The 20,305-nt window shown below is 62.8% G+C and carries 20 protein-coding genes and 1 pseudogene; 3 read left to right on the top strand and 18 right to left on the bottom strand.

The features are described 5' to 3' along the window. The first annotated feature begins 134 nt into the window (after nt 1–134). Nucleotides 135–1,559 carry a glutamate--tRNA ligase gene (gene gltX / locus NKJ88_RS12695; RefSeq protein ID WP_023696561.1) on the top strand — a complete coding sequence of 475 codons (1,425 nt, stop codon included), beginning with the start codon at nt 135–137 and terminating at the stop codon, nt 1,557–1,559. Nucleotides 1,560–1,740: 181 nt separating this feature from the next. Further along, entirely contained in the window at nt 1,741–3,072 is a 1,332-nt protein-coding gene (gltA, locus tag NKJ88_RS12690; RefSeq protein ID WP_023671037.1) for a citrate synthase, read from the top strand. 136 nt (nt 3,073–3,208) lie between these two features. Here the strand turns inward: gltA and lpxB are convergent, their stop codons facing one another. From lpxB to NKJ88_RS12625, 13 genes are all read right to left on the bottom strand, one after another. After that, the gene (lpxB, locus tag NKJ88_RS12685; protein WP_352444188.1) at nt 3,209–4,387 is read right to left on the bottom strand and encodes a lipid-A-disaccharide synthase; all 1,179 of its coding nucleotides are present in this window, start codon (nt 4,385–4,387) and stop codon (nt 3,209–3,211) included. After that, nucleotides 4,377–5,279 (bottom strand): LpxI family protein, encoded by a 903-nt coding sequence (locus tag NKJ88_RS12680; RefSeq protein WP_023829639.1) that lies wholly within the window; start codon nt 5,277–5,279, stop codon nt 4,377–4,379. The genes lpxB and NKJ88_RS12680 overlap by 11 nt, the downstream gene beginning before the upstream one ends. Further along, nucleotides 5,266–6,099: an acyl-ACP--UDP-N-acetylglucosamine O-acyltransferase gene (gene lpxA / locus NKJ88_RS12675; RefSeq protein ID WP_352444186.1), complete on the bottom strand. Its 834-nt coding sequence runs from the start codon at nt 6,097–6,099 to the stop codon at nt 5,266–5,268. Before lpxA ends, NKJ88_RS12680 begins: the two co-directional genes overlap by 14 nt. Before the next feature lie 15 nt (nt 6,100–6,114). Further along, nucleotides 6,115–6,567 carry a 3-hydroxyacyl-ACP dehydratase FabZ gene (fabZ, locus tag NKJ88_RS12670; RefSeq protein ID WP_023684696.1) on the bottom strand — a complete coding sequence of 151 codons (453 nt, stop codon included), beginning with the start codon at nt 6,565–6,567 and terminating at the stop codon, nt 6,115–6,117. A gap of 1 nt (nt 6,568) precedes the next feature. After that, nucleotides 6,569–7,627: a UDP-3-O-(3-hydroxymyristoyl)glucosamine N-acyltransferase gene (gene lpxD, locus NKJ88_RS12665; RefSeq protein WP_023684695.1), complete on the bottom strand. Its 1,059-nt coding sequence runs from the start codon at nt 7,625–7,627 to the stop codon at nt 6,569–6,571. A gap of 77 nt (nt 7,628–7,704) precedes the next feature. Beyond that, nucleotides 7,705–10,098, bottom strand: a complete 2,394-nt coding sequence (gene bamA, locus NKJ88_RS12660) for an outer membrane protein assembly factor BamA (protein WP_023684694.1) — start codon at nt 10,096–10,098, stop codon at nt 7,705–7,707. Between the two features lie 217 nt (nt 10,099–10,315). Then, nucleotides 10,316–11,458, bottom strand: coding sequence for an RIP metalloprotease RseP (rseP, locus tag NKJ88_RS12655; protein WP_023684693.1), 1,143 nt, complete (start codon nt 11,456–11,458; stop codon nt 10,316–10,318). 103 nt (nt 11,459–11,561) lie between these two features. Beyond that, a complete protein-coding gene (locus NKJ88_RS12650) occupies nt 11,562–12,377 on the bottom strand; it encodes a phosphatidate cytidylyltransferase (RefSeq protein WP_352444183.1) in 816 nt (271 codons plus the stop codon). An 11-nt stretch (nt 12,378–12,388) separates the two neighbouring features. After that, on the bottom strand, nt 12,389–13,111 hold the full coding sequence (locus NKJ88_RS12645) for an isoprenyl transferase (protein ID WP_031196581.1): 723 nt from the start codon (nt 13,109–13,111) through the stop codon (nt 12,389–12,391). Between the two features lie 31 nt (nt 13,112–13,142). Beyond that, complete coding sequence (gene frr / locus NKJ88_RS12640; RefSeq protein ID WP_023671027.1) at nt 13,143–13,697, bottom strand: ribosome recycling factor; 555 nt, start codon at nt 13,695–13,697, stop codon at nt 13,143–13,145. A 100-nt stretch (nt 13,698–13,797) separates the two neighbouring features. After that, nucleotides 13,798–14,520 (bottom strand): UMP kinase, encoded by a 723-nt coding sequence (gene pyrH / locus NKJ88_RS12635; protein ID WP_023671026.1) that lies wholly within the window; start codon nt 14,518–14,520, stop codon nt 13,798–13,800. A gap of 150 nt (nt 14,521–14,670) precedes the next feature. Next, nucleotides 14,671–15,780: an aldo/keto reductase gene (locus tag NKJ88_RS12630; RefSeq protein WP_023706231.1), complete on the bottom strand. Its 1,110-nt coding sequence runs from the start codon at nt 15,778–15,780 to the stop codon at nt 14,671–14,673. A 34-nt stretch (nt 15,781–15,814) separates the two neighbouring features. After that, on the bottom strand, nt 15,815–16,342 hold the full coding sequence (locus tag NKJ88_RS12625; protein WP_023671025.1) for a nuclear transport factor 2 family protein: 528 nt from the start codon (nt 16,340–16,342) through the stop codon (nt 15,815–15,817). Nucleotides 16,343–16,441: 99 nt separating this feature from the next. Here NKJ88_RS12625 and NKJ88_RS12620 point away from each other — a divergent pair, with 99 nt between their 5' ends. After that, a complete protein-coding gene (locus tag NKJ88_RS12620; protein WP_023706230.1) occupies nt 16,442–17,368 on the top strand; it encodes a LysR substrate-binding domain-containing protein in 927 nt (308 codons plus the stop codon). A gap of 33 nt (nt 17,369–17,401) precedes the next feature. Here NKJ88_RS12620 and tsf read toward each other — a convergent pair whose 3' ends face one another. From tsf to NKJ88_RS12595, 5 genes and pseudogenes are all read right to left on the bottom strand, one after another. Then, nucleotides 17,402–18,322 carry a translation elongation factor Ts gene (tsf, locus tag NKJ88_RS12615; RefSeq protein ID WP_023706229.1) on the bottom strand — a complete coding sequence of 307 codons (921 nt, stop codon included), beginning with the start codon at nt 18,320–18,322 and terminating at the stop codon, nt 17,402–17,404. Nucleotides 18,323–18,430: 108 nt separating this feature from the next. Then, nucleotides 18,431–19,219: a 30S ribosomal protein S2 gene (gene rpsB, locus NKJ88_RS12610; protein ID WP_023671022.1), complete on the bottom strand. Its 789-nt coding sequence runs from the start codon at nt 19,217–19,219 to the stop codon at nt 18,431–18,433. A 177-nt stretch (nt 19,220–19,396) separates the two neighbouring features. Next, nucleotides 19,397–19,741, bottom strand: coding sequence for a LysE family translocator (locus NKJ88_RS12605; protein ID WP_280800237.1), 345 nt, complete (start codon nt 19,739–19,741; stop codon nt 19,397–19,399). Nucleotides 19,742–19,811: 70 nt separating this feature from the next. After that, nucleotides 19,812–19,940: pseudogene (locus NKJ88_RS12600) on the bottom strand (LysE family transporter); the annotation flags it as partial. Between the two features lie 65 nt (nt 19,941–20,005). Further along, entirely contained in the window at nt 20,006–20,284 is a 279-nt protein-coding gene (locus tag NKJ88_RS12595) for a DUF4031 domain-containing protein (RefSeq protein WP_023824864.1), read from the bottom strand. Nucleotides 20,285–20,305: the final 21 nt, after the last annotated feature.

The raw sequence follows: 20,305 nt of genomic DNA, 5'->3' as shown, positions 1-20,305 counted from the left end.
ATTGGCAACGTGCCCCGGCCTCATCCAGCCATCGGGTCTGCCCCTTGCGCCCCAGACCTCCTATGCTACATGAACGCGCAAAGCGCGAAAGCCCGCGCGATCACGCCCCGCTTTCCAAGGTTCCCGAGAGTTCCATGTCCGACACGGTCGTCACCCGTTTTGCCCCCTCGCCCACCGGCTATCTGCATATAGGCGGCGCGCGCACCGCACTGTTCAACTGGCTGTACGCCAAGCACACCGGCGGCACGATGGTGCTGCGCATCGAGGACACCGACCGCGAACGCTTCAACGAGGCGGCGACACAGGCCATTCTGGATGGGCTGACCTGGCTCGGCCTTTCCTGGGACGGTGAGGCCATATCGCAGTTCGAGCGCGCGCCACGCCACCGTGAGGTGGCCGAGGAGCTGGTGCGCCTGGGCAAGGCCTATTACAGCTACGAGACCCCTGCCGAGCTCGAGGCGATGCGCGAGGCCGCACGCGCCAAGGGCTTGCCGCCGCGCTACAATGGCGCGTGGCGCGATCGTGCCCCCTCGGAGGCGCCTCCCGGCGTCAAGGGCGCCATCCGCATCAAGGCGCCGACCGAGGGCGAAACCGTGGTGCACGACCGTGTGCAGGGCGAGGTGCGCTTCCCCAACAAGGACCTCGACGATTTCATCATCCTGCGCTCGGACGGCAATCCGACCTACATGCATGCCGTCGTCGTCGACGACCATGACATGGGCGTCACCCACATCATCCGTGGCGACGACCATCTGACCAACGCCGCGCGCCAGACGGTGATCTACAACGCGATGGGCTGGGACGTCCCGTCGATGTCGCATATCCCGCTGATCCACGGCGCCGACGGCGCCAAGCTGTCGAAGCGGCACGGCGCACTCGGTGTCGAGGCTTATCGCGCCATGGGCTATCTGCCCGAGGCACTGCTCAACTATCTGGCGCGGCTCGGCTGGAGCCATGGCGACGACGAGATCATGTCGATCAAGGACATGATTTCGTGGTTCGACATCGGCGATGTCAACAAGGGTGCGGCGCGTTTCGACTTCGCCAAGCTCGAGTCAATCAACGGCGCGCATATGCGCAAGATGGCCGATACCGAGCTGTTCGACATTTTCGTCGCCACTCTGCCATACCTCGAAGGCGGATCTGCTATCGCCGCCCGTCTCGACGACGCCAGGAAGGCGCAGCTGCTGGCCGCCTTGCCGGGCCTGAAAGAGCGCGCCAAGACGCTGGTGGAACTGGCCGATGGCGCGGCCTTCCTGTTCGTCGAGCGGCCGCTGCCGATCGACGAGAAGGCGGCAGCACTGCTCAGTGCCGACGCGCGCGCGATCCTGCGCGGCGCACATGCCGCTTTGCAGACTGTTTCGGGCGATTGGTCGGCTGCCGCGGCTGAAGCCGCGGTGCGCGAGTTCGCAGCGGCCGGCGGCCACAAGCTCGGCGCCGTGGCCCAACCGCTCCGGGCGGCCCTTACCGGCCGTAGCACCTCGCCCGGCGTGTTCGACGTGCTTGCCGTGCTTGGCCGCGAGGAAAGCCTGGCGCGGATTGCGGATCAAATCGATTAGGAGCGAGCTGGCCCAAAAAGATTGGCATTGAAAGGCGGGTTTCGCAGTGCAACATTAGGCCTTGGCCCAATCAGGCACGCACCTCCCAAAATGCGGTGGCGAGTTCGCGCATTCCGGTGATTTCGACGTGTCGTTTGCAGGAATTGCCTTGCCGGCATGAGGAACATGAAGGAGTTTGAGAATGAGCGAAGCTGCGACAAGACTGGAAACCGGCAGCAAGACGACGCACCCGTCGACTGCCACGCTCGAACTGGCCGGCAAGACGCATGAATTCAAGGTGCGAAGCGGGTCGGTCGGGCCCGACGTCATCGACATCGGTGCGCTCTACAACACCACCGGCGCCTTCACCTACGATCCCGGCTTCACTTCGACGGCGAGCTGCGAGTCGGCGATAACCTTCATCGACGGCGATGCCGGCATCCTGCTTCACCGCGGCTATCCCATCGACCAGCTGGCCGAGCATGGCGACTTCCTCGAAGTCTGCTACCTCCTGCTCTACGGCGAACTGCCGACCAAGGCACAGAAGGACGATTTCGACTACCGGGTGACGCGCCACACCATGGTGCACGAGCAGATGTCGCGCTTCTTCACCGGCTTCCGCCGCGACGCGCATCCGATGGCTGTGATGTGCGGCGTGGTCGGCGCGCTGTCGGCCTTCTATCACGACTCCACCGATATTTCGGACCCGTATCAGCGCATGGTCGCCTCGATGCGGCTGATTGCCAAGATGCCGACGATTGCGGCCATGGCCTACAAATACCATATCGGCCAGCCCTTCATTTACCCGAAGAACGAGCTGAACTTCGCCGCCAACTTCCTGCATATGTGCTTTGCGGTGCCGTGCGAGGAATACAAGATCAATCCGGTGCTGGCGCGCGCCATGGAGCGCATCTTCATTCTGCATGCCGACCACGAACAGAACGCCTCGACCTCGACCGTGCGGCTTGCAGGCTCGTCGGGCGCCAATCCGTTCGCCTGCATCGCCGCCGGCATCGCCTGCCTGTGGGGCCCGGCGCATGGCGGCGCCAATGAGGCGGCGCTCAACATGCTGGGCGAGATCGGCCATGTCGACCACATCCCGGAATTCATCGCCCGCGCCAAGGACAAGAACGATCCGTTCCGGCTGATGGGCTTTGGCCATCGCGTCTACAAGAACTACGATCCTCGTGCGAAAATCATGCAGAAGACGGCGCATGAAGTGCTGGGCGAACTCGGCATCAAGGACGATCCGCTGCTCGACATCGCCATGGAGCTGGAAAAGATCGCGCTGACCGATTCCTACTTCATCGAAAAGAAGCTCTATCCGAACGTCGATTTCTATTCCGGCATCACGCTGAAGGCGCTGGGCTTCCCCACCACCATGTTCACCGTGCTGTTCGCGGTCGCGCGCACCGTCGGCTGGATCGCGCAGTGGAAGGAAATGATCGAGGATCCCCACCAGAAGATCGGCCGTCCGCGCCAGCTCTACACCGGCGCGCCGGAACGCGACTACGTGCCGATTGCGAAAAGGTGAAAGAGAGTGAATGGTGAATGGTGAATGGTAAGTAGTGAATAGCAGGTAGTAAGTAGCAGCTTGATTATAGGTGAGAGCGCGTTAATCCTATTCACTATTCACTATTCACTATTCACTATTCACTATTCACTATCCACTAAGCCCTATTCGCTCTCCCGATGTGGCGAAGAACGACATCGGCGGCGATGTCGCCGGAGGGTCTGTCCGTGGCCATGCGTCTGGCAACCTCGGCAAAGCCACCCTTTTGCCAGGCGCGGTAGGCGGTGTCTGAGAACAGTGCCTCGAGCTGCCGCGCCAGATAGTGCGGCCGCACATACTGGTTGTAGCTTTCCGGCACGACCGGCCGGTCGGCAATAAGGTTGGGCAAAGCAGCGCTCCACACCGTGATCAGGCTCTGCGCCATCAGCATGATCGGATCGAACTTGTAGCAAGAGATCATCGGGACACCCGACATCGCCAGTTCCAGTGACACCGTTCCAGACGCGATCAGCGCCGCATCGGCCTTGCCGAAGGCCTGCCACTTGCGCTCGGGATCGAGGATGACTTCTGGCTCCTGATCCCAGCGCGCCACCGATGTTTTGACCAGTTCGGCGACATGCGGCACCGTCGGCAGCAACAGCCGCAGCCTGTGGCCACGCGCGCGCAGCGCCGACACCGTCTCGCCGAACGGACCGATAAGCCGGCTCACCTCGCCGCGCCGCGACCCTGGCAGGACGAGCAGCGTCTTGACGTGATCGGCCGAGAGATCGCGTGGCTGGGCTTGCGCCCTGGCCGCGCCCAGCACGCCTGGATCATGCGTGAGGCGATGTCCGACGTAAGTGCCGGGCGGGCCGCCGAGACGGCTGAGCTCCTTTACCTCGAAAGGCAGGATGCACAGTATGTGGTCGACATAGGGCTTCATCGCGGCCGCCCTACCCGGCCGCCACGCCCAGACGCTCGGGCAGACATAATGGACGATCGGGATCGACGGATCGGCGGCGCGGATCTTTTTGGCGACGCGCAGCGAGAAATCGGGGCTGTCGATGGTGATCAGACAGTCGGGTTTTTCGGCGGCGACAGCACTTGCCGTCTGGCTGATCCGCCGCATCAGGCGCGGCAAGTCACGCAGGATGGCGCTGAGCCCCATCAGCGCGATCTCGGCGCCGTCGAACAGCGGCGCCAGTCCGAGCGCCTGCAGATGCCGCCCGCCAGTGCCGACGAGTTGCACCTCGCGCCCGGTCATGCGCTTCAGCGCCTGCACGATGTCGGCGCCCAGCAGGTCGCCGGATTCTTCGCCGGCGACGATGGCAATCTTCAGCGGCTTCTCAGCTGCCATGGACAGCCCCCGCAGCCGGCAGGCCGAACACGAACAGGCCGAGCGCATTGGCGCGCGCGAGAACGGCGGGGCCTTCGAGGATGAGCGAACGGCCGGCTTCGACGGCAATGCCGGCGAGCCCCGCGGCATGCGCCGCCTCGACGGTCTGGGGGCCAATAGATGGCAGATCGGCACGCAATTCCTGGCCAGGCTTGGCGCATTTGACCAGGACACCGCGCGTCTTGCCGGCCAGCCTGCCATGGCCGCGCAACTGCTGCGTCCGCTCGAGCAGTCCGTGGGTGCCCTCGACGCCTTCCAGGGCAACAGTGCGGCCACCGATGGCAATTGCCGCCTGACCAATGTCGAGCGCGCCGATGGCCTTTGCCGCCGCGTGTGCCGCCTCGATATCGCGCCAGTCGGACTTTCGCGGCACTGCTTTGGTCAGCGGCCCTTCGGCCGCGACGAGCCGGGGCACGACTTCATGCGCACCGACAACCTTGACGCCCCGTGCCTCCAGGCCGCGGGTCAATATCTTCAACAGCCCGTCATCGCCGCGGGCAAGCGCCATGGCGAGCGAGGGTATAAGTGCCAGTAGCCCAAGGTTCGGACGCATGTCGACCAACCGCGGCCTGCGCCTGATCTCGCCGGCAAGCACAAGATGGGTGATGCGCCGGCGCCTCAGCAACGCAACCAGCGAGCCGATGTCTTCCAGCGCAAGGCTTTCATGCTCATAGATTGTGAGGTCGGACTGACGGTCGGCCTGACCTTCGACCAGGATGATGACAGGCCGATGTCCGGCCTCCGCCAGGCCGGCGGCAACTTCGACCGGCAAGCTACCGCCGCCGGCAATGATGCCGACCCTGGCGTCCGGCGCAAGTTCGAGGCCCGTTGAAGTGGCCTCAGCCTTCGTCATCGGCATCGTCGCCGTCGCCACCCTTAAGCGACGGGACGGCAAAATGCCGCTTGCCGCGACTGGTGATGAAATCGATGATTTTCATGGCCGTCGGCGACGACGCAAACTCGGCCTTGGCGAATTCGATGTTCTCGCCGACAGTGCGGGAGCGGTCGAAGATGGTCTTGTAAGCCTTGCGCAGCAGGTAGATTTCGGCGCGCGGCAACCCGGCGCGCTTCAGGCCGATGATGTTGAGTCCACGCAGGCTGGCGCGATTGCCCACCGCAATGGCGTAGGGAATGACATCGCCGACAAAAGCCGAGCAGCCGCCGAGAAAGGCGTTGTCACCAACACGCACGAACTGATGAACGGCGCTGAGGCCGCCAATATAAACGCTGTCACCGACCTCGCAATGGCCGCCCAGGGTCGCGCCATTGGCGAAGGTGGCGTTTTTACCGACGACGCAATCATGGGCAATGTGGGCATAGGCAAGGAAATTGCCGTTGTCGCCGACGGTCGTCTCACCGCGGCTGGAATCGGTGCCGAGATGCATGGTCACGCCTTCGCGGATCGTGCAGTGCTGGCCGATGACCAAAGTGGTGCGGCCGCCCTTGTGCTTGGTGTTCTGCGGCGGTCCGCCCAGTGTCGCCATTGGATAGACCTTGGTCGCGGCGCCAATGGTTGTCGCGCCCAGCACCGAGACATGGCTGACCAGTTCGACGCGGTCACCGATCACGGCGTCAGCGCCGACATAGCAGAAAGGTCCTATTGCGGCGCCTTCGCCGACCTGCGCGCCGGCCTCGATGACGGCCGAGGGGTGGATTGAAGTCTGTATTTTCATGAGCATTTCGAACCGTCAGCCGGTAACCATCATTGCCGAGATCTCGGCTTCGGCGGCCTTTGTGCCCTCCACCATGGCCTCGCAGGCGAATTTGAGCAGGTTGCCGCGCATCTTGATTTTCTTGACGTGGATTTTCAACTGGTCGCCCGGGACGACCGGTTTGCGGAATTTCGCATTATCGATGGTCAGGAAATAGACCAGCGACGGCTTTTCCGTGTTGAGGTTACGGATGCAGATCGCGCCGGCCGTCTGCGCCATGGCCTCGACGATGAGCACGCCCGGCATCACCGGCTGATCCGGGAAATGGCCCTGAAAATGCGGCTCATTGATGGTCACGTTCTTGATGCCGATGGCAGAATCATTGCCGTCGATTTCGATGATGCGGTCGATCATCAGGAAGGGATAGCGATGCGGTAAAAGCTTCATCAACCCCAATATATCGACCGCTTCGAGCGTCGCCGGCACCATCTCAGCTACTTCCCCCTTCGCCCTGCTTGCGCGTCCTGGCGAGCTTCCTCAGCATGGCGATCTCGCGCATGGCTTCCGCCATCGGCTGCGCCGGATAGCCTCCCCAGATCTCGCCCGCCGGCACGTTGCTCATGAACCCGCTTCTTGCAGCAAGCTTGGCCCCTGATCCGATGGTCAAATGATCGGCAAGGCCAACGCCGCCCCCCATGGTGACACCGTCGCCGACGGTGACGGAGCCGGAAATACCAGAGAGCCCGGCAATAATGCAATTGCGGCCGATGCGAACGTTATGGGCGATCTGCACCAGATTGTCGATCTTGGTCCCCTGACCGATGACCGTATCCGACATAGCGCCGCGATCGACGGTCGTGTTCGAGCCGATTTCGACATCGTCCTGAATGATGACGCGGCCGACCTGCGGCACACGCTCAGGGCCTTTGGCGCCGCCGACAAAGCCGAAGCCGTCCTGGCCTATCCTGGCGCCGCCATGAATGATGACGCGGTTGCCGATCAGCGCATACTGAACACTGACACCCGGCCCAATGTAGCCGTCACGGCCGATCTGGCAGGAGGGGCCGATAACGGCGTGGGGGGCAATGACCGTTCCGCTGCCGATGGAAGCGCGGGGGCCGATGACCGCTCCGGCCTCGATGATCGCCCCGGCCTCGATATGCGCCGAGGCATCGACATGAGCTTGCGGCGAGACCCCGGTTTCGCTGGTCATCGGTCCCGGCGTAGCCGCCGTCGGGAACAGCAGCCGGCCGATCATGGCGAAGGCCTGCTGCGGGCGCGGATGAACCAGAACCGCAATGCCGGCCGGCGCCTTGCCCGCGAACTCGGCGGGACAAAACACGGCCGCCGCCTTCAGCGACTGCATCAGCGCGAAATTGCGCTTGCCGTCGACGAAGACGAGCGCACCCTCGCCGCCTTCATTGGCTGGCGCCAACGCATCGATCGATATGTGGGCAAAATCGGAATCGACAAGCGATGCGCCGGTCAGATTCGCGACTTCGCCAGCCGTATACCGGCGTGATGGCGCGAAGAACACCGGATCGGTCATTCCAGAAGCAATATCCAGCTAGGTCGGATCAGTTCTCTTCCGGACCCCAACGGCCCGGAAGCATCGTTACCCGCGCATCAGAAGCGGCTCGACATGCCGAAGTTGAATTCCTGCACGTCGTCGGTCTTTTCCTTCTTGACGGGCATCGCGTAGTCAATGCGGATCGGGCCGAAAGGCGATGACCACAACAAGCCGACACCAACCGAAGCGCGCAACTCTAGATCAGTTGAAGCTTGAGTAACCCCGGCGACGTTAATCTTGCTGCCATACAGTGTGGCGGCATCAGCAAACACGGCGCCGCGCACACCAAAGCTTTCCGGAATGACCGGTATCGGGAACTGAGCTTCCGCCGACGCATTGAAATAGGTGGTGCCGCCGAGGTGGTCACCCGTTGCAATATCCGCAGGACCGATGCCACCATACTCGAAGCCGCGGATCATGCGGTCGCTGCTCTGGAACTGATCGAAGATACGCAGGCCGTCACCGCCGAAGCCTTGGATATGGCCGGCGCCGCCTGAGATCAGGCCGACCAGGTCCAGCTGTTCGGACAACGTCTGGTAGACAGTCCCACGACCGGTAACCTTTACGAATTTGGCATCGCCACCAAGGCCGGCAACTTCCATGGTCGTGGTGGCGTAGATGCCTTCATGCGGGCTCTTCATGTCATCGATGGTGTTGTAGACCAACCCAAGGCTGACCGACGACTTGATCCAAGGGCTTTCATCAATTCCCTGGACGATTGCCGCAGATACGTTGCAGTCCGCGTCGGGAATCCCGTCGCCAGGGGCGTTGCCCGGGACGGCAGGATTGTTATCGCAACCGTCGTCGAGCTTGTACTTCTCCTGGGCGATATTGTACGCCAACTGCGTCGAGATGTTGTCGGTGATCGGCAGGCCGAAGCGCACCGTCGCACCCAGCGTCTCGCTGTCATAGTGGTCGTAGTTGCGTGTCTGCTGGAAGATGTCGAAGCCGGCAGCGATACGGCGCCCGAGGAAATAGGGCTCGGTGAAGGACAGGCTGTAGTCGCGCGAATTCTTGCCACCACCCGCCGAAACCTTGATGTACTGGCCGCGACCGAGGAAGTTGCGCTCCGCGACCGAACCTTCGACGGACGGACCCGCAGTGTCGCCACCGGTCGAATATCCTGCGCCAACCGAGAACTCGCCGGTCGATTTCTCGACTACGTCAACCACGAGCACGACCTGGTCTGGCTCAGAACCCGGGACAGTCGAAACGTCGACTTTCTCAAAGTAATCTAGCTTTTCCAGCCGCTTCTTCGCGCGCTGGATGAGTACCTGGTTGAAGGCGTCGCCTTCGCTGACATCGAACTCACGACGAATGACATAGTCGCGCGTGCGGTCGTTGCCGCGGATTTCGATGCGCTCGATATAGGCCTTGGTGCCCTGGTCGATCGTATAGACGACCGAAATGGTGTGGTTCTCGAAGTTGCGATCACCGCGCGGTGTCACCTGGGCGAAGGCATAGCCCGAACCCGCGACCTTTTCGGTCAGCGCGATGATGGTGTCCTCGACATTCTTGGCGTTGTAGACGTCGCCCTTGTGGGTCTGAACCACCGATTCCAGCGCCTTCGAGTCGACTTCGGGAATGGTGCTCTCGACGCTGACGTCGCCGAACGTATAGCGGTCGCCTTCCTGGACGGTGATGGTAACGGTGTACTGGTTGGTCGTGTCGTCGAGCTCGCCGACGGCTGAGACCACCTGGAAGTCGGCATAGCCGTGATTGTAATAGAAGCGGCGCAGCGATTCCTGGTCGGCGCGGAGCTTGTCCTCGTCATAGACGTCGTCACGCAGCACGAAGGACAAGAAGCTCGAGCGCTTGGTTGCGATGACGTCGGACAGGCGGCGGCTCGAATAGGCGCTGTTGCCGACGAAATTGACAGCGGCGATCTTGGTGCGGCCGCCTTCGTTGATGTTGAAGACCACGTTCACGCGGTTGTCGCCGAGATCCATGATCTGCGTCGTGACAGCGGCGTCATCCCGGCCAATTCGCCTGTAGGCAGCCTTTACCGCCTCGACATCGGAGTCCAGCGTTGCCTGCGAGAACGTCCCGCGCGGCTTCAACTGCACGGCGACTGCCAGCGCGTTGTCCTTGAGCTTCTTGTTGCCCTGGAACAGAACCTGGTTGACGACCTGGTATTCGGCAACCTTGACTACCAGCGTCGAACCGACCTGATTGATCTGCACGTCCGAGAACAGCCCGGTGCCGAACAGCGCCTTGACCGCATCGTCGATATCGGCGCTGGAAAACGCCTTGCCCGGCTTGATCGTGATGTAGTTGCGGATGGTGTCGGCGTCGACACGCTGGTTGCCGCTGACCTCGACTCTCGAGACAACGGCTGCCTGCGCCGCAGATGTGGCAACGAACTGCACGGCGAGCGCACCTGGTACAACCAGAGCGGCGGACATAGCCACCGCGGACGCGGCGCTCAAAAATTTGGATGCTGCCTTCATCGGGCTTTTGTACCTTTTCTCGAAGTCCCCACGGCGAGAAAACCGGACGTGCGGTAATTTCTCCTACCGTATTAACCGGATTTTCCCTACACGCAAGGCTTCTGGTTAATTTGTAATTACTTAACCCTGATGCGTGGCTTTCGCGTCACGCATACCCCCGTGCATGGTAAACGGCGTCTCAACATTGCCGGTGCTGAAGCCAAATTTCTTCATGATTTCAGCACCCAAACAGATCGTTCCAGAAGACGAAGCCCATAAATCCCAGAACCAGAAAGAGGCCGGCCCGGTATCCCATTTCCATCATCCGCTCCGATACCGGACGCCGGAAAACGGCTTCGAGTGCGTAGAACAGGAGATGGCCGCCGTCGAGGGGGGGAATCGGCAAAAGGTTCAGAATTCCGATCCCGACCGACAGGCCGGCGACGAGTTGCACCAGCCATAGGAAGCCCAGCTTTGCCGCCTGCCCCGACATCTTGGCGATCTTGATCGGGCCGCCCAGCTGGCATTTGTCTTCGCGGCCGACAACGAATCGCTGCAGGAACTGGCCGGTGCGCTGAATGACGTGCCCCGTCTCCTCGACCGCGGCGCCGACTGCTCCGACAGGGCTGTAGGTGATCAGCCTGGGCTGGCCGACATCCTTGTTGTTGACGACGCCGATGACGGCCACCTTGACCTTGTTGCCCAGTGCGTCCAGCTGCTCCATCGGCTCCGGCGTCGCGACGACCGTGACCTCCTTGCCCTCGCGCAACATGGTGAAGGTGATGGCGTCGCCGCCGCGGCCCGAAACTAGGCGCTGGACGTCGGCGAAGGTCTCAACCTTGCTGCCGTCGACGGCGACGAATCGGTCGCCTGGCAAAATGCCGGCCCTTGCGGCTGGACTGCCGGCGGTGACCGCCGCCACCATCGGCTCAAACACAGGGCGGCCATAGAGGGAAAACAGCACGGCAAAGACGGCAATGGTCAAAAGGAAGTTGAACAGCGGGCCGGCCACCACCGTGGCGGCGCGTTTCCAGATGGGTTGCGTGTGGAAGGCGACCTTGCGTTCAGCGTCAGTCAGCGTTTCCAGATCTTCCGAACTCGGCTGGCTCGACGTGGCGCTCATGTCGCCGACGAATTTGACATAACCGCCGAGCGGTATGGCGCAGAGCTTCCAGCGCGTGCCGTGGCTGTCGTTGAAGCCGAGAAGTTCGGGGCCGAAGCCGATCGAAAAGGCCTTCACGCCAATGCCGCACCAGCGGCCGACCAGGTAATGGCCCATTTCGTGAATGAAGACGACCACGGTCAGCACGAACAGAAACGGCACCAGCGTGCCGAGGACAAAGCCTTCCGTGCTGAAAAACGCGTGAAGAATTTCGTTCAAGTCATGCCCTCAAATTCACCCGCGGCAAAAGGTGTCGCCGCGACTGTGACATCAATCCAGGCGAATCCGTGGCGTGCGCCATTTCTTCGCCGTGAAATATCACTCAAGCCGGAAACAGCCCCTGCGCCGGATGATCGGCGCCCGCCGAAATCCAGCCGATCACGTATAGGGCAAAAGCCGCCGCGACAAGCCCGTCCACCCTGTCCATGACACCGCCATGCCCGGGTATCAACGCGCTTGAATCCTTGCGGCCGTGGCGGCGCTTGACCCAGGATTCGAAGAGATCGCCAGCCTGGGCAACAATCGACAGCACCAGCGCAACCATGGCGAGGACGCCAAGATTGCCGGCCCCGGCGGCGGCAGCCAGAAGCACGCCGGCGGCCACGCCGCCGACAGCGCCGCCAAGCGCGCCGCTCTGCGTCTTGCCGGGGGATATAGATGGCGCGAGCTTGGGCCCACCGACGGAGCGGCCGACGAAATAGGCGAAGATGTCGGTCGCCCAGACCACGGCGAACAGAAACAGGATTGCGACCAGGCCGGGATGGTCGCCGCCGCGCAGCAGCGCCAGCGATAAGCCGGACAAAGCCGCGTAGGCAAGACCGGCTGCATCCCATTGCGCCGCTCCACGCATACGGGCGCCGACAGCAGCGACCACAACCATGGCCAGGACAAGAGACAGAAGCCACGATGCCGGCACGCCTGCAACCAGGGCGACGACGAAAACCAGAAGCAGCGCTTCGGGAATGAAGCCGAGGGTCGCACCGGCCAAGGGGCGCGACATGCGCGCCCATTCATAGAAGATGACCGCCGATATCCCGGCGCAAAGCAGGCGGAACCACAGCCCTCCCAACCAGGTCAGGCCAAGCGCTATTGCGGCCAGCACCAGCGCCGAGACGATGCGAAGCTGAAGATTGTTCATCCCGCCGCCGATCACGAGGCAGCGACATCTTGAGCGGCAAGCCCGCCAAAACGGCGCTCGCGGCCAGCAAAATCGCGCAATGCGTCGGCCAGGTGTTCGCGGCTGAAGTCAGGCCAGTAGCAAGGCAGAAAAACCAGTTCGCTGTAGGCTGCCTGCCACAGAAGGAAGTTCGACAGCCGAAGCTCGCCACTGGTGCGGATGACCAGCTCCGGATCGGGAATGCCTGCGGTGTCGAGGGCGCCGGCAAAAGTGTCTGCCGTGATCGCCTCTGCGTCGATCTCGCCGCGCGCCACTGCGGCTGCGAGCTTGCGTGACGTGCGCACGATCTCGTCGCGCCCGCCATAGTTGAAGGCGATGACCAAGGTCAGCGATTCATTGCGCGCAGTCAGCGATTCGGCCTCTTCCAGCAGGCCCCTGATGTCCGGCTGCAGCCCCGCCCTGTCACCGATGATCCTGACGCGCACGCCGTTCTGGTGCAGTTCGGCCAGATCGCGGCGGATGAACAGTTTCAAAAGCCCCATCAGATCGCTGACTTCGGCCTTGGGCCGCGACCAGTTTTCCGACGAAAAGGCGTAGACGGTCAGGAAGGAAATGCCGAGACCGGGCGCGGCGCGCACCGTCTTGCGCAGCGCTTCGACGCCGGCGCGATGGCCGGCAAGCCGCGGCATGCCGCGCGCCTTGGCCCAGCGTCCGTTTCCATCCATGATGATCGCGACATGCGCGGGCGTTGCCATTGTCTCGCTTTCGGGCCGGTGCGGGCCGACCCTAAACCTGCATGATTTCAGCTTCCTTATCGGAAAGCAGGTGATCGATGGTGCTGATCGTTTCGTCGGTCAGCTTCTGGACCTGATCGGAGCGCTTGCGCTGATCGTCCTCGCTGATGTCGCCGTCCTTTTCCGCCTTCTTCAAGAAGTCCATGCCGTCGCGACGGACATGGCGCACCGCAACGCGGGCGTTCTCGGCGTAGCCATGCGAAATCTTGACCAGTTCCTTGCGGCGCTGCTCGTTGAGCTCGGGCAGCGGAATTCTGAGATTGGTGCCGTCGACGATCGGATTGAAGCCGAGATTGGATTCTCTGATGGCACGGTCGACCGCGCCGACCATCGACTTGTCCCATACCGAAACCGAGATCATGCGCGGCTCCGGCACCGACACGTTCGCCACCTGGTTGATGGGCATGGTGGTGCCGTAGGCCTGGACCTGGATGGCGTCGAGCAGATTGCTGGAGGCACGGCCGGTGCGCAGCGAAGCCAGATCGTGCTTGAAGGCGGCGATCGCGCCATCCATGCGCCGCTTGAGGTCGTCGAACTCACCACTCATCTTAGTCTCCTCGACCCGTTTGATCCGGGTTCACTGCTTAGGGCCTATATCCGGACCCTCTTTCGAAAACTGATCCCTTTTTAGGAGAGTATACTCCGGATTATTCGTCGGCGACGATCGTGCAACGGCCGCCGCCCCGCAGAATATCGCCGAAACCACCTTTTTCGTGGATCGAATAGACGATTATCGGGATGTTGTTTTCGCGCGCAAGTGCAATTGCGGCGGTATCCATGATCGAAAGGCCCTTGTTGATGACTTCGGCATGGCTGATGCGCTCGAAGCGGGTCGCATTCGGATCCTTCTTGGGATCGGCCGAATAGACGCCGTCGACCTGGGTGCCCTTGAACAGCGCGTCGGCGCCGATCTCGGCGGCGCGCAAGGCCGCGGCCGAATCGGTGGTGAAGAACGGATTGCCGGTGCCGCCGGCGAAAATGACGACCTTGCCCTGGTTCATATAGGCGGTGGCCTGGCGCTGGGAAAAACTCTCGCAAAGTTCGGGCATGGCTATGGCCGACAGCACGACGGCGTCGACGCCGATCTTGTTCAGCGAGGTGCGCAGCGCCAGCGAGTTGATGACGGTGGCCAGCATGCCCATGTGGTCGCCGGTAACGCGGTCGCCGCCCTTGGATGCCACCGCCACGCCGCGAAAGATATTGCCGCCGCCAATGACGACGCCGACCTCGATGCCAAGTGCGCGGGCTTCGGCGATGTCGGCGGCGATTCGGTCGACCACCGAGACATCGATGCCGAAATGCTGCTCGCCCATCAACGCTTCGCCCGACGCTTTCAGCAGGACACGTCGATAGAGGGGCTTTGCCGTCATCTGGACCTCGTCATTGTTGCGTGTGGCAGCCTGGGCAGGCCGCCCTCGCGCGGGCGCCGCCGCTGGCGCGATGCCGAGTTCCGATACACGAAGGGCGCCGCGATGTCACGCGGCGCCCCTCGCCCAATTCCGCCTTCCCGTCGCGGCCCGTCAGTTGCTGGTGATGCTGACGGCGTCGCCCTCGACCAGCAGCGGCGGCGCATAACCCAACGGCTTGTCGCCGGTCACGGCGCCGCCGGTAACCCGGGCTTGTATGTCGGAACCGAAATAGGCGTACGGGAATGGCGGCGGTGTCCTGCTGACCGTATCCAGCCGCGCGCGAAGCTCGGCGGGTAAAGTGAAATCCAACGCCGCTAGATTGTCCTGCAACTGCGCCAGCTTGGTGGCGCCAAGAATCACGGTGGCGATGCCCGGTTGCGTTGCCACCCAGTTGAGCGCGACCTGCGCCATGCTGCGTCCGAGTTCGGCGGCAACTTTTTCGAGCTCCGCCACGATCGCCCAGTTGCGCTCGGTGAACTTCTGGAACCCCGGATGAGTGGTGTTGCGAAAGCCGTCGAGCCGGCCGGCATGGCCTTCCTGCGTCGGCCGGTACTTGCCGCTGAGCAGCCCGCTGGCCAGCGGGCTCCACACCATGATTCCTGCGCCATGGCGGGTGCCGAAGGGCACGAACTCATTTTCGGTCGAACGCTCCGCCAGCGAATATTCAAGCTGCAAGGCCGACACCGGCTCGTAGCCGCGCCACTCGGCGATCGTCTGCGCGCGGGCAGCATACCAGGCCGGCACATCGGACAGGCCGACATGGCGAATTTTGCCCGCACGCACGAGATCATCCATCGTGCGCATGACCTCCTCGGCCGGCGTCAGCCCGTCCCAGACATGGAGGAGGTAGAGGTCGATATAGTCAGTGCCCAACCGCTTCAGCGAGGCGTCCACGGCGCGCAAGATGTTCTTGCGGCCATTGCCACCGGCGTTCGGATTGCCGGGCTCCGCGTTGAAGGTGAATTTCGTGGCGATCACCGCTCTGTCGCGCAAGCCTCGCTCGGCGATGAATTCGCCGAGCCAGGTTTCGGCTGTGCCGCCGGTGTAGAGGTCGGCGGTGTCGAAGAAATTGCCGCCGGCCTCGACATAGGCGTCGGCCATGGCGCGCGCGGTTTCCCTGTCCGCGCCCCAGCCCCATTCGGTGCCAAAGGTCATGGTGCCCAGTGCCAGCCGGCTGACGCGCAGGCCGCTGTTGCCCAGTGTGTAATAGCTCATGGTCATGGTGTTTTTCCTATCCTGATTTCTTGACGCCGGCTCACTGGCCAGGCGTCATCTTGACCCAGGGATTGCCGCGCTCATGCGTGGCGCGGAAAACGAAGCCGTCGACTTTCCAGCCGGTCCCGGAGCGAACCAGATGGTGCTCGTAGGTGCCCCAGACTTCCCACAGCGGGTCGCCATTGCCTTCCATCCGGTTCCAGGCATAGCCGTTCGAAGAGACGGTCGCCGCGTCCGCCTCAAAGATCACCTGGTGATTGGTGCGCAGATGCAGGCTGGTCTTGCTGCCCCTGAGGTTGCCGGCCCAGGTACCGATCAGATTGTCGGAGGGGATGGTGGCGGCAGGCTGTCCTGACAGGCTGCTGAAGTCGACGGTGACACGGTCGGCGAAATAGGAGCGGGCAAGCTTCCAGTCCTGCGCATCGACGGCACGGTCGATGGCATCGGCGATGCGGATGACGGCGCGTTCGTCGGCGAGCGCGCGCCAACCGGACGGCTCGGCGCCGCCGGCATCGACCGGCGCTAGGGCAAGGCCTGCGGCGAAGGTAGCGTGTTTCAAGGCATCCATCTCTCTTCTCCTTTGTGCATCGGTGATGGCAATATGGGTCAGCCTGTCGGCATCGAGAAGATTGAAGTGTTTGCAAGGACTATGCGATATCATGCATGAATGGACCGGGATCTGCTCAGTCATTTGCCTGTCATCGTCGCCGTTGCCCGACGCGGCGGCTTTGCGCTTGCCGCGGCCGAACTGGGCATGTCCCCATCCGCCGTCAGCCATGCGGTGCGCCTCGTGGAGGAGCGGATCGGCCAGCCGCTGTTTGCGCGCACCACGCGCAGCGTCTCGCTGACGGAAGCCGGCAAGGCGCTGGTGGAGACGGCAGCCCCTGCTCTCCAGGATATCGCCGACCGGATGGACCGCATCCGAGCCATCAAGGGCCGGCCCTCCGGCTTGCTCAGGTTGAACGTTCCCAACATCGCCGTTCCACTTGCCGTCACTCCCGTGGTCGCCGCGATGGCTGAACGCTATCCTGATGTGACCATCGAATTGCTCATCGACCAGGGGCTGGTGGACATTGTCGGCGAGGGTTTTGATGCCGGCATCCGGCTGGGCGAGATGATCGCACAGGACATGGTCACGGTCCGGCTGACGCCGCCATTCAACGCCGTGATCGTCGCCTCCCCCGCCTATGTCGGCCGGCATGGCCGTCCGCGCGGTGTGACGGATCTTTCGGACCACAATTGCGTCGGCTACCGGCTTGTGCGCTCCGGCGCACTCTATCGCTGGGACCTGACCGAGGACGGCAAGGATGTCGTGGCCGAGACGAAGGGTACGGTCATCGTTACCGATTCGCTGGCCGCGATCGACCTTGCGCTTGCCGGCGTCGGGCTGATCTATGTGTTCGAGCCGCTGGTGCGCGCGGAATTGGCCGCCGGCCGCCTCGTTCAGATCCTGCCGCAAACGGCGATCGAGGAGCCCGGCCTCTTCCTCTACTTCCCGCGCAGGGCGTCGATGGCGCCAAAGCTCAGGGCCTTCATCGACACCGCACAAGAAATCGGCCGAGCATCCTTGCGGACACCCGGCCGAGTTGCCTGAGCTGAGAAGCCCTTTTCGGGGCTATTTTTAAAACTACTTCTTCACCGCCGCCGCGACTTCCGCCGCGAAATCGGTCTCTTCCTTTTCGATGCCTTCGCCCAGCGCAAAGCGCAGATAGGCGGAGATCTTGGCCGGAGCGCCGATGTCCTTCTCGGCATCCTTCAGCGCCTGCTCGACAGTGATGTCGGGATTGAGCACGAAGGCCTGCTTGAGGAGCACGACTTCCTCGTAGAACTTGCGCAGGCGGCCTTCGACCATCTTTTCGATGATCGCTTCCGGCTTGCCGGACTGGCGCGCCTGGTCGGCGAAGATCGCCTTCTCGCGCTCGACCGCTGCCGGATCGATCTGCTCGGCGGTCAACGCCAGCGGGTTGGTGGCGGCGACATGCATGGCGACATGGCGGCCAAAGGCGTTGGCGGCATGCTCATTGCCCGTCGTCTCGATCGCGACCAGAACGCCGAGCTTGCCAAGACCATCGGCAACCGCATTGTGGACGTAGGTTGCGACAGCACCGTGCGGGACGGTGAGCTTGGCCGAACGGCGGAAGCTCATGTTCTCGCCAATGGTGCCAACGGCGTCCTTGATGGTGTCAGTGACCGACTTGTCCGAACCCGGATACTTTGCGGCAGAGACAGCCTCCGTCGTGCCATAAGCAAGCGCGACCTTGGCGACATTGCGAACGATCTCCTGGAACTGCTCGTTACGGGCCACGAAATCGGTCTCGGAGTTAACCTCGACGATGGCGGCCTCGCGGACGCCGGAGTCGACGCCGATCAGGCCTTCGGCGGCAGTACGGCCAGCCTTCTTGTCGGCCTTGGAAATGCCCTTCTTGCGCAGCCAGTCGACGGCCTCTTCGATGTTGCCGTTGGTCTCGGTCAACGCCGCCTTGCAGTCCATCATGCCCGCGCCGGTCAAGTCGCGGAGTTCTTTGACCTGTGCAGCCGAAATGCTCATTGTCGCCTCTTTGTTTTAAATGCACCGACGCACCACCGGTACTCGGTGATGCGTCCGTCTAGCGTGCCAAATATGAGAATGATAAAGGCCGCAACCGGCCTTCGATTGTCAAGCTTCCGGAGCGTCCGCAGCCGGGGCCGGAGCCGGATCAAGCGCCGGTTCGACCGGAGCTTCGACCGAGGCGCCGATGTCGACGCCGAGCGCGCCCTGCTGGCGGGCGATGCCGTCGATGGCAGCCTTGGCGATCAGGTCGCAATAGAGCTGGATGGCGCGCGCCGCGTCGTCATTACCGGGGATCGGGAAGTCGATCTTGTCCGGATCGCAGTTCGAATCGATGATGGCAACGACCGGAATGCCGAGGCGCTTGGCCTCGAGAATGGCGATCGCTTCCTTGTTGGTGTCGATGACGAACATCAGGTCGGGCGTCGAGCCCATGTCCTTGATACCGCCGAGCGCCTTGTCGAGCTTCTCGCGCTCGCGGTCGAGGTTCAGGCGTTCCTTCTTGGTCAGGCCCTGGGCTTCGCCGGCCAGCATCTCGTCGAGCTTGCGCAGGCGCTGGATCGAATTCGAGATCGTCTTCCAGTTGGTCAGCATGCCGCCGAGCCAACGCGAGTTGACATAGTATTGGGCCGAACGCTGTGCGGCGTCGGCGACGATGTCGGACGCCTGGCGCTTGGTGCCGACGAACAGCACGCGGCCGCCCTTGGCAACGGTGTCGGAAACCTGCTTCAGAGCCTGGTGCAGCAAAGGCACCGTCTGCGACAGGTCGATGATGTGGATGTTGTTGCGGGCGCCGTAGATGTAAGGCGCCATCTTCGGGTTCCAGCGGTGGGTCTGGTGGCCGAAGTGAATGCCAGCTTCCAAAAGCTGGCGCATGCTGAAATCAGGCAGTGCCATTCTTAGTTCCTTTTCCGGTTAGCCTCCACGGACACAGGCATTTTTGGACTTTGTCCTCGAACGCCACCGGAGGTTTCAGCCGGATTTCTCCCGGGCAGACACCAAAGTCCGTGTGTGGAATGAGCGCGCATATAGAGGGGAAGCGCTGCAAACGCAAGCGGTGAGGTGCTTCATCGCTCAGCGTGCGGCAATCAGCGCTCCGGTGCCGATCATGGCGCTGCCGGCGAACCGGTTAATCAGCCGCATGCGTTCGGGCGTCCTGAACCAGCCGGATGCCCTGCCCGCCAGCGCGGCGTAGATGCCCATGGTGAGAATATTGGCGCCGACGACGACTGCCACCACCAGCAGGCTGTCGGCAAACGTCATGGTGTCGAGGTTGAGGATCAGCGGCATGATCGAGGCGTGGAACAGGATCGCCTTCGGGTTGCCGAGCGCCACGGAGGCGCCAAGCAGGAACGAACGCGACAATCCGGTTTGGGGGATTCCTTGCGCGGCCGATTGCGCGGCCGCGGCCCGCCACATCTTTGATGCCGAGGAAAATCAGGTAGGCCGCACCGGCGTATTTCAACAGGAGAAACACCCATTCGAAGGTCTGGGCCAGCGCCACCAGCCCGAGCAGTGCCAAGGTGACCAGCACGGCATCACCGGCGGCAATGCCCATTCCGGCGACGAACGCACGCAGGAAGCCGCCTGCCACGCCGTTGGTGATCACCGTGAACATCGCCGGACCCGGCGTGGCGGCGGCAAGTGTGATGGCAAGGCAATAAGCCAAGAATGCCGTTAGCGTCACGATCGGCCCTTTCCGTTGGGTACCCGTACGCGCCTGAAGATCGAAACGATCTCCTCGCGGCTGCATTCGATGGCGCCGAGCCGCACCGCCCGGTCGCGCTCGAAGCCGGTTATGTCATAGTGCGGCGCCGATGTCCTGGGCGGCCCCTGGTAGGACGAACGCTTGACACCAAGCTCGGCGGCGAAACGATGCAGTTCGTCCGTATCGTCGGCCATCAGGTGGCACCAGCGATGGCCGGCCCATTTCCAGATCGCCGCATCGACATAGACCGCCATCGGGAACTGCCATCAAGCCTG

Source organism: Mesorhizobium sp. M0016 (assembly GCF_040324035.1).
Lineage (GTDB): Bacteria > Pseudomonadota > Alphaproteobacteria > Rhizobiales > Rhizobiaceae > Mesorhizobium.
The sequence above is the reverse complement of the archived record's forward strand: the minus strand, read 5'-3'. Positions and strand labels throughout refer to the sequence as shown.

Bases quoted from the DNA above. Each gene is read 5' to 3' on its own strand.
- pyrH (WP_023671026.1), bottom strand. From the start codon at position 14,520: ATGACGGCAAAGCCCCTCTATCGACGTGTCCTGCTGAAAGCGTCGGGC.
- tsf (WP_023706229.1), bottom strand. From the start codon at position 18,322: ATGAGCATTTCGGCTGCACAGGTCAAAGAACTCCGCGACTTGACCGGC.
- frr (WP_023671027.1), bottom strand. From the start codon at position 13,697: ATGAGTGGTGAGTTCGACGACCTCAAGCGGCGCATGGATGGCGCGATC.
- bamA (WP_023684694.1), bottom strand. From the start codon at position 10,098: ATGAAGGCAGCATCCAAATTTTTGAGCGCCGCGTCCGCGGTGGCTATG.
- NKJ88_RS12620 (WP_023706230.1), top strand. From the start codon at position 16,442: ATGGACCGGGATCTGCTCAGTCATTTGCCTGTCATCGTCGCCGTTGCC.
- gltX (WP_023696561.1), top strand. From the start codon at position 135: ATGTCCGACACGGTCGTCACCCGTTTTGCCCCCTCGCCCACCGGCTAT.
- rpsB (WP_023671022.1), bottom strand. From the start codon at position 19,219: ATGGCACTGCCTGATTTCAGCATGCGCCAGCTTTTGGAAGCTGGCATT.
- lpxD (WP_023684695.1), bottom strand. From the start codon at position 7,627: ATGACCGATCCGGTGTTCTTCGCGCCATCACGCCGGTATACGGCTGGC.
- NKJ88_RS12630 (WP_023706231.1), bottom strand. From the start codon at position 15,780: ATGACCATGAGCTATTACACACTGGGCAACAGCGGCCTGCGCGTCAGC.
- NKJ88_RS12645 (WP_031196581.1), bottom strand. From the start codon at position 13,111: ATGGCAACGCCCGCGCATGTCGCGATCATCATGGATGGAAACGGACGC.
- fabZ (WP_023684696.1), bottom strand. From the start codon at position 6,567: ATGGTGCCGGCGACGCTCGAAGCGGTCGATATATTGGGGTTGATGAAG.
- NKJ88_RS12680 (WP_023829639.1), bottom strand. From the start codon at position 5,279: ATGACGAAGGCTGAGGCCACTTCAACGGGCCTCGAACTTGCGCCGGAC.
- NKJ88_RS12605 (WP_280800237.1), bottom strand. From the start codon at position 19,741: ATGTGGCGGGCCGCGGCCGCGCAATCGGCCGCGCAAGGAATCCCCCAA.
- lpxB (WP_352444188.1), bottom strand. From the start codon at position 4,387: ATGGCAGCTGAGAAGCCGCTGAAGATTGCCATCGTCGCCGGCGAAGAA.
- NKJ88_RS12650 (WP_352444183.1), bottom strand. From the start codon at position 12,377: ATGAACAATCTTCAGCTTCGCATCGTCTCGGCGCTGGTGCTGGCCGCA.
- NKJ88_RS12595 (WP_023824864.1), bottom strand. From the start codon at position 20,284: ATGGCGGTCTATGTCGATGCGGCGATCTGGAAATGGGCCGGCCATCGC.
- gltA (WP_023671037.1), top strand. From the start codon at position 1,741: ATGAGCGAAGCTGCGACAAGACTGGAAACCGGCAGCAAGACGACGCAC.
- lpxA (WP_352444186.1), bottom strand. From the start codon at position 6,099: ATGAAAATACAGACTTCAATCCACCCCTCGGCCGTCATCGAGGCCGGC.
- NKJ88_RS12625 (WP_023671025.1), bottom strand. From the start codon at position 16,342: ATGGATGCCTTGAAACACGCTACCTTCGCCGCAGGCCTTGCCCTAGCG.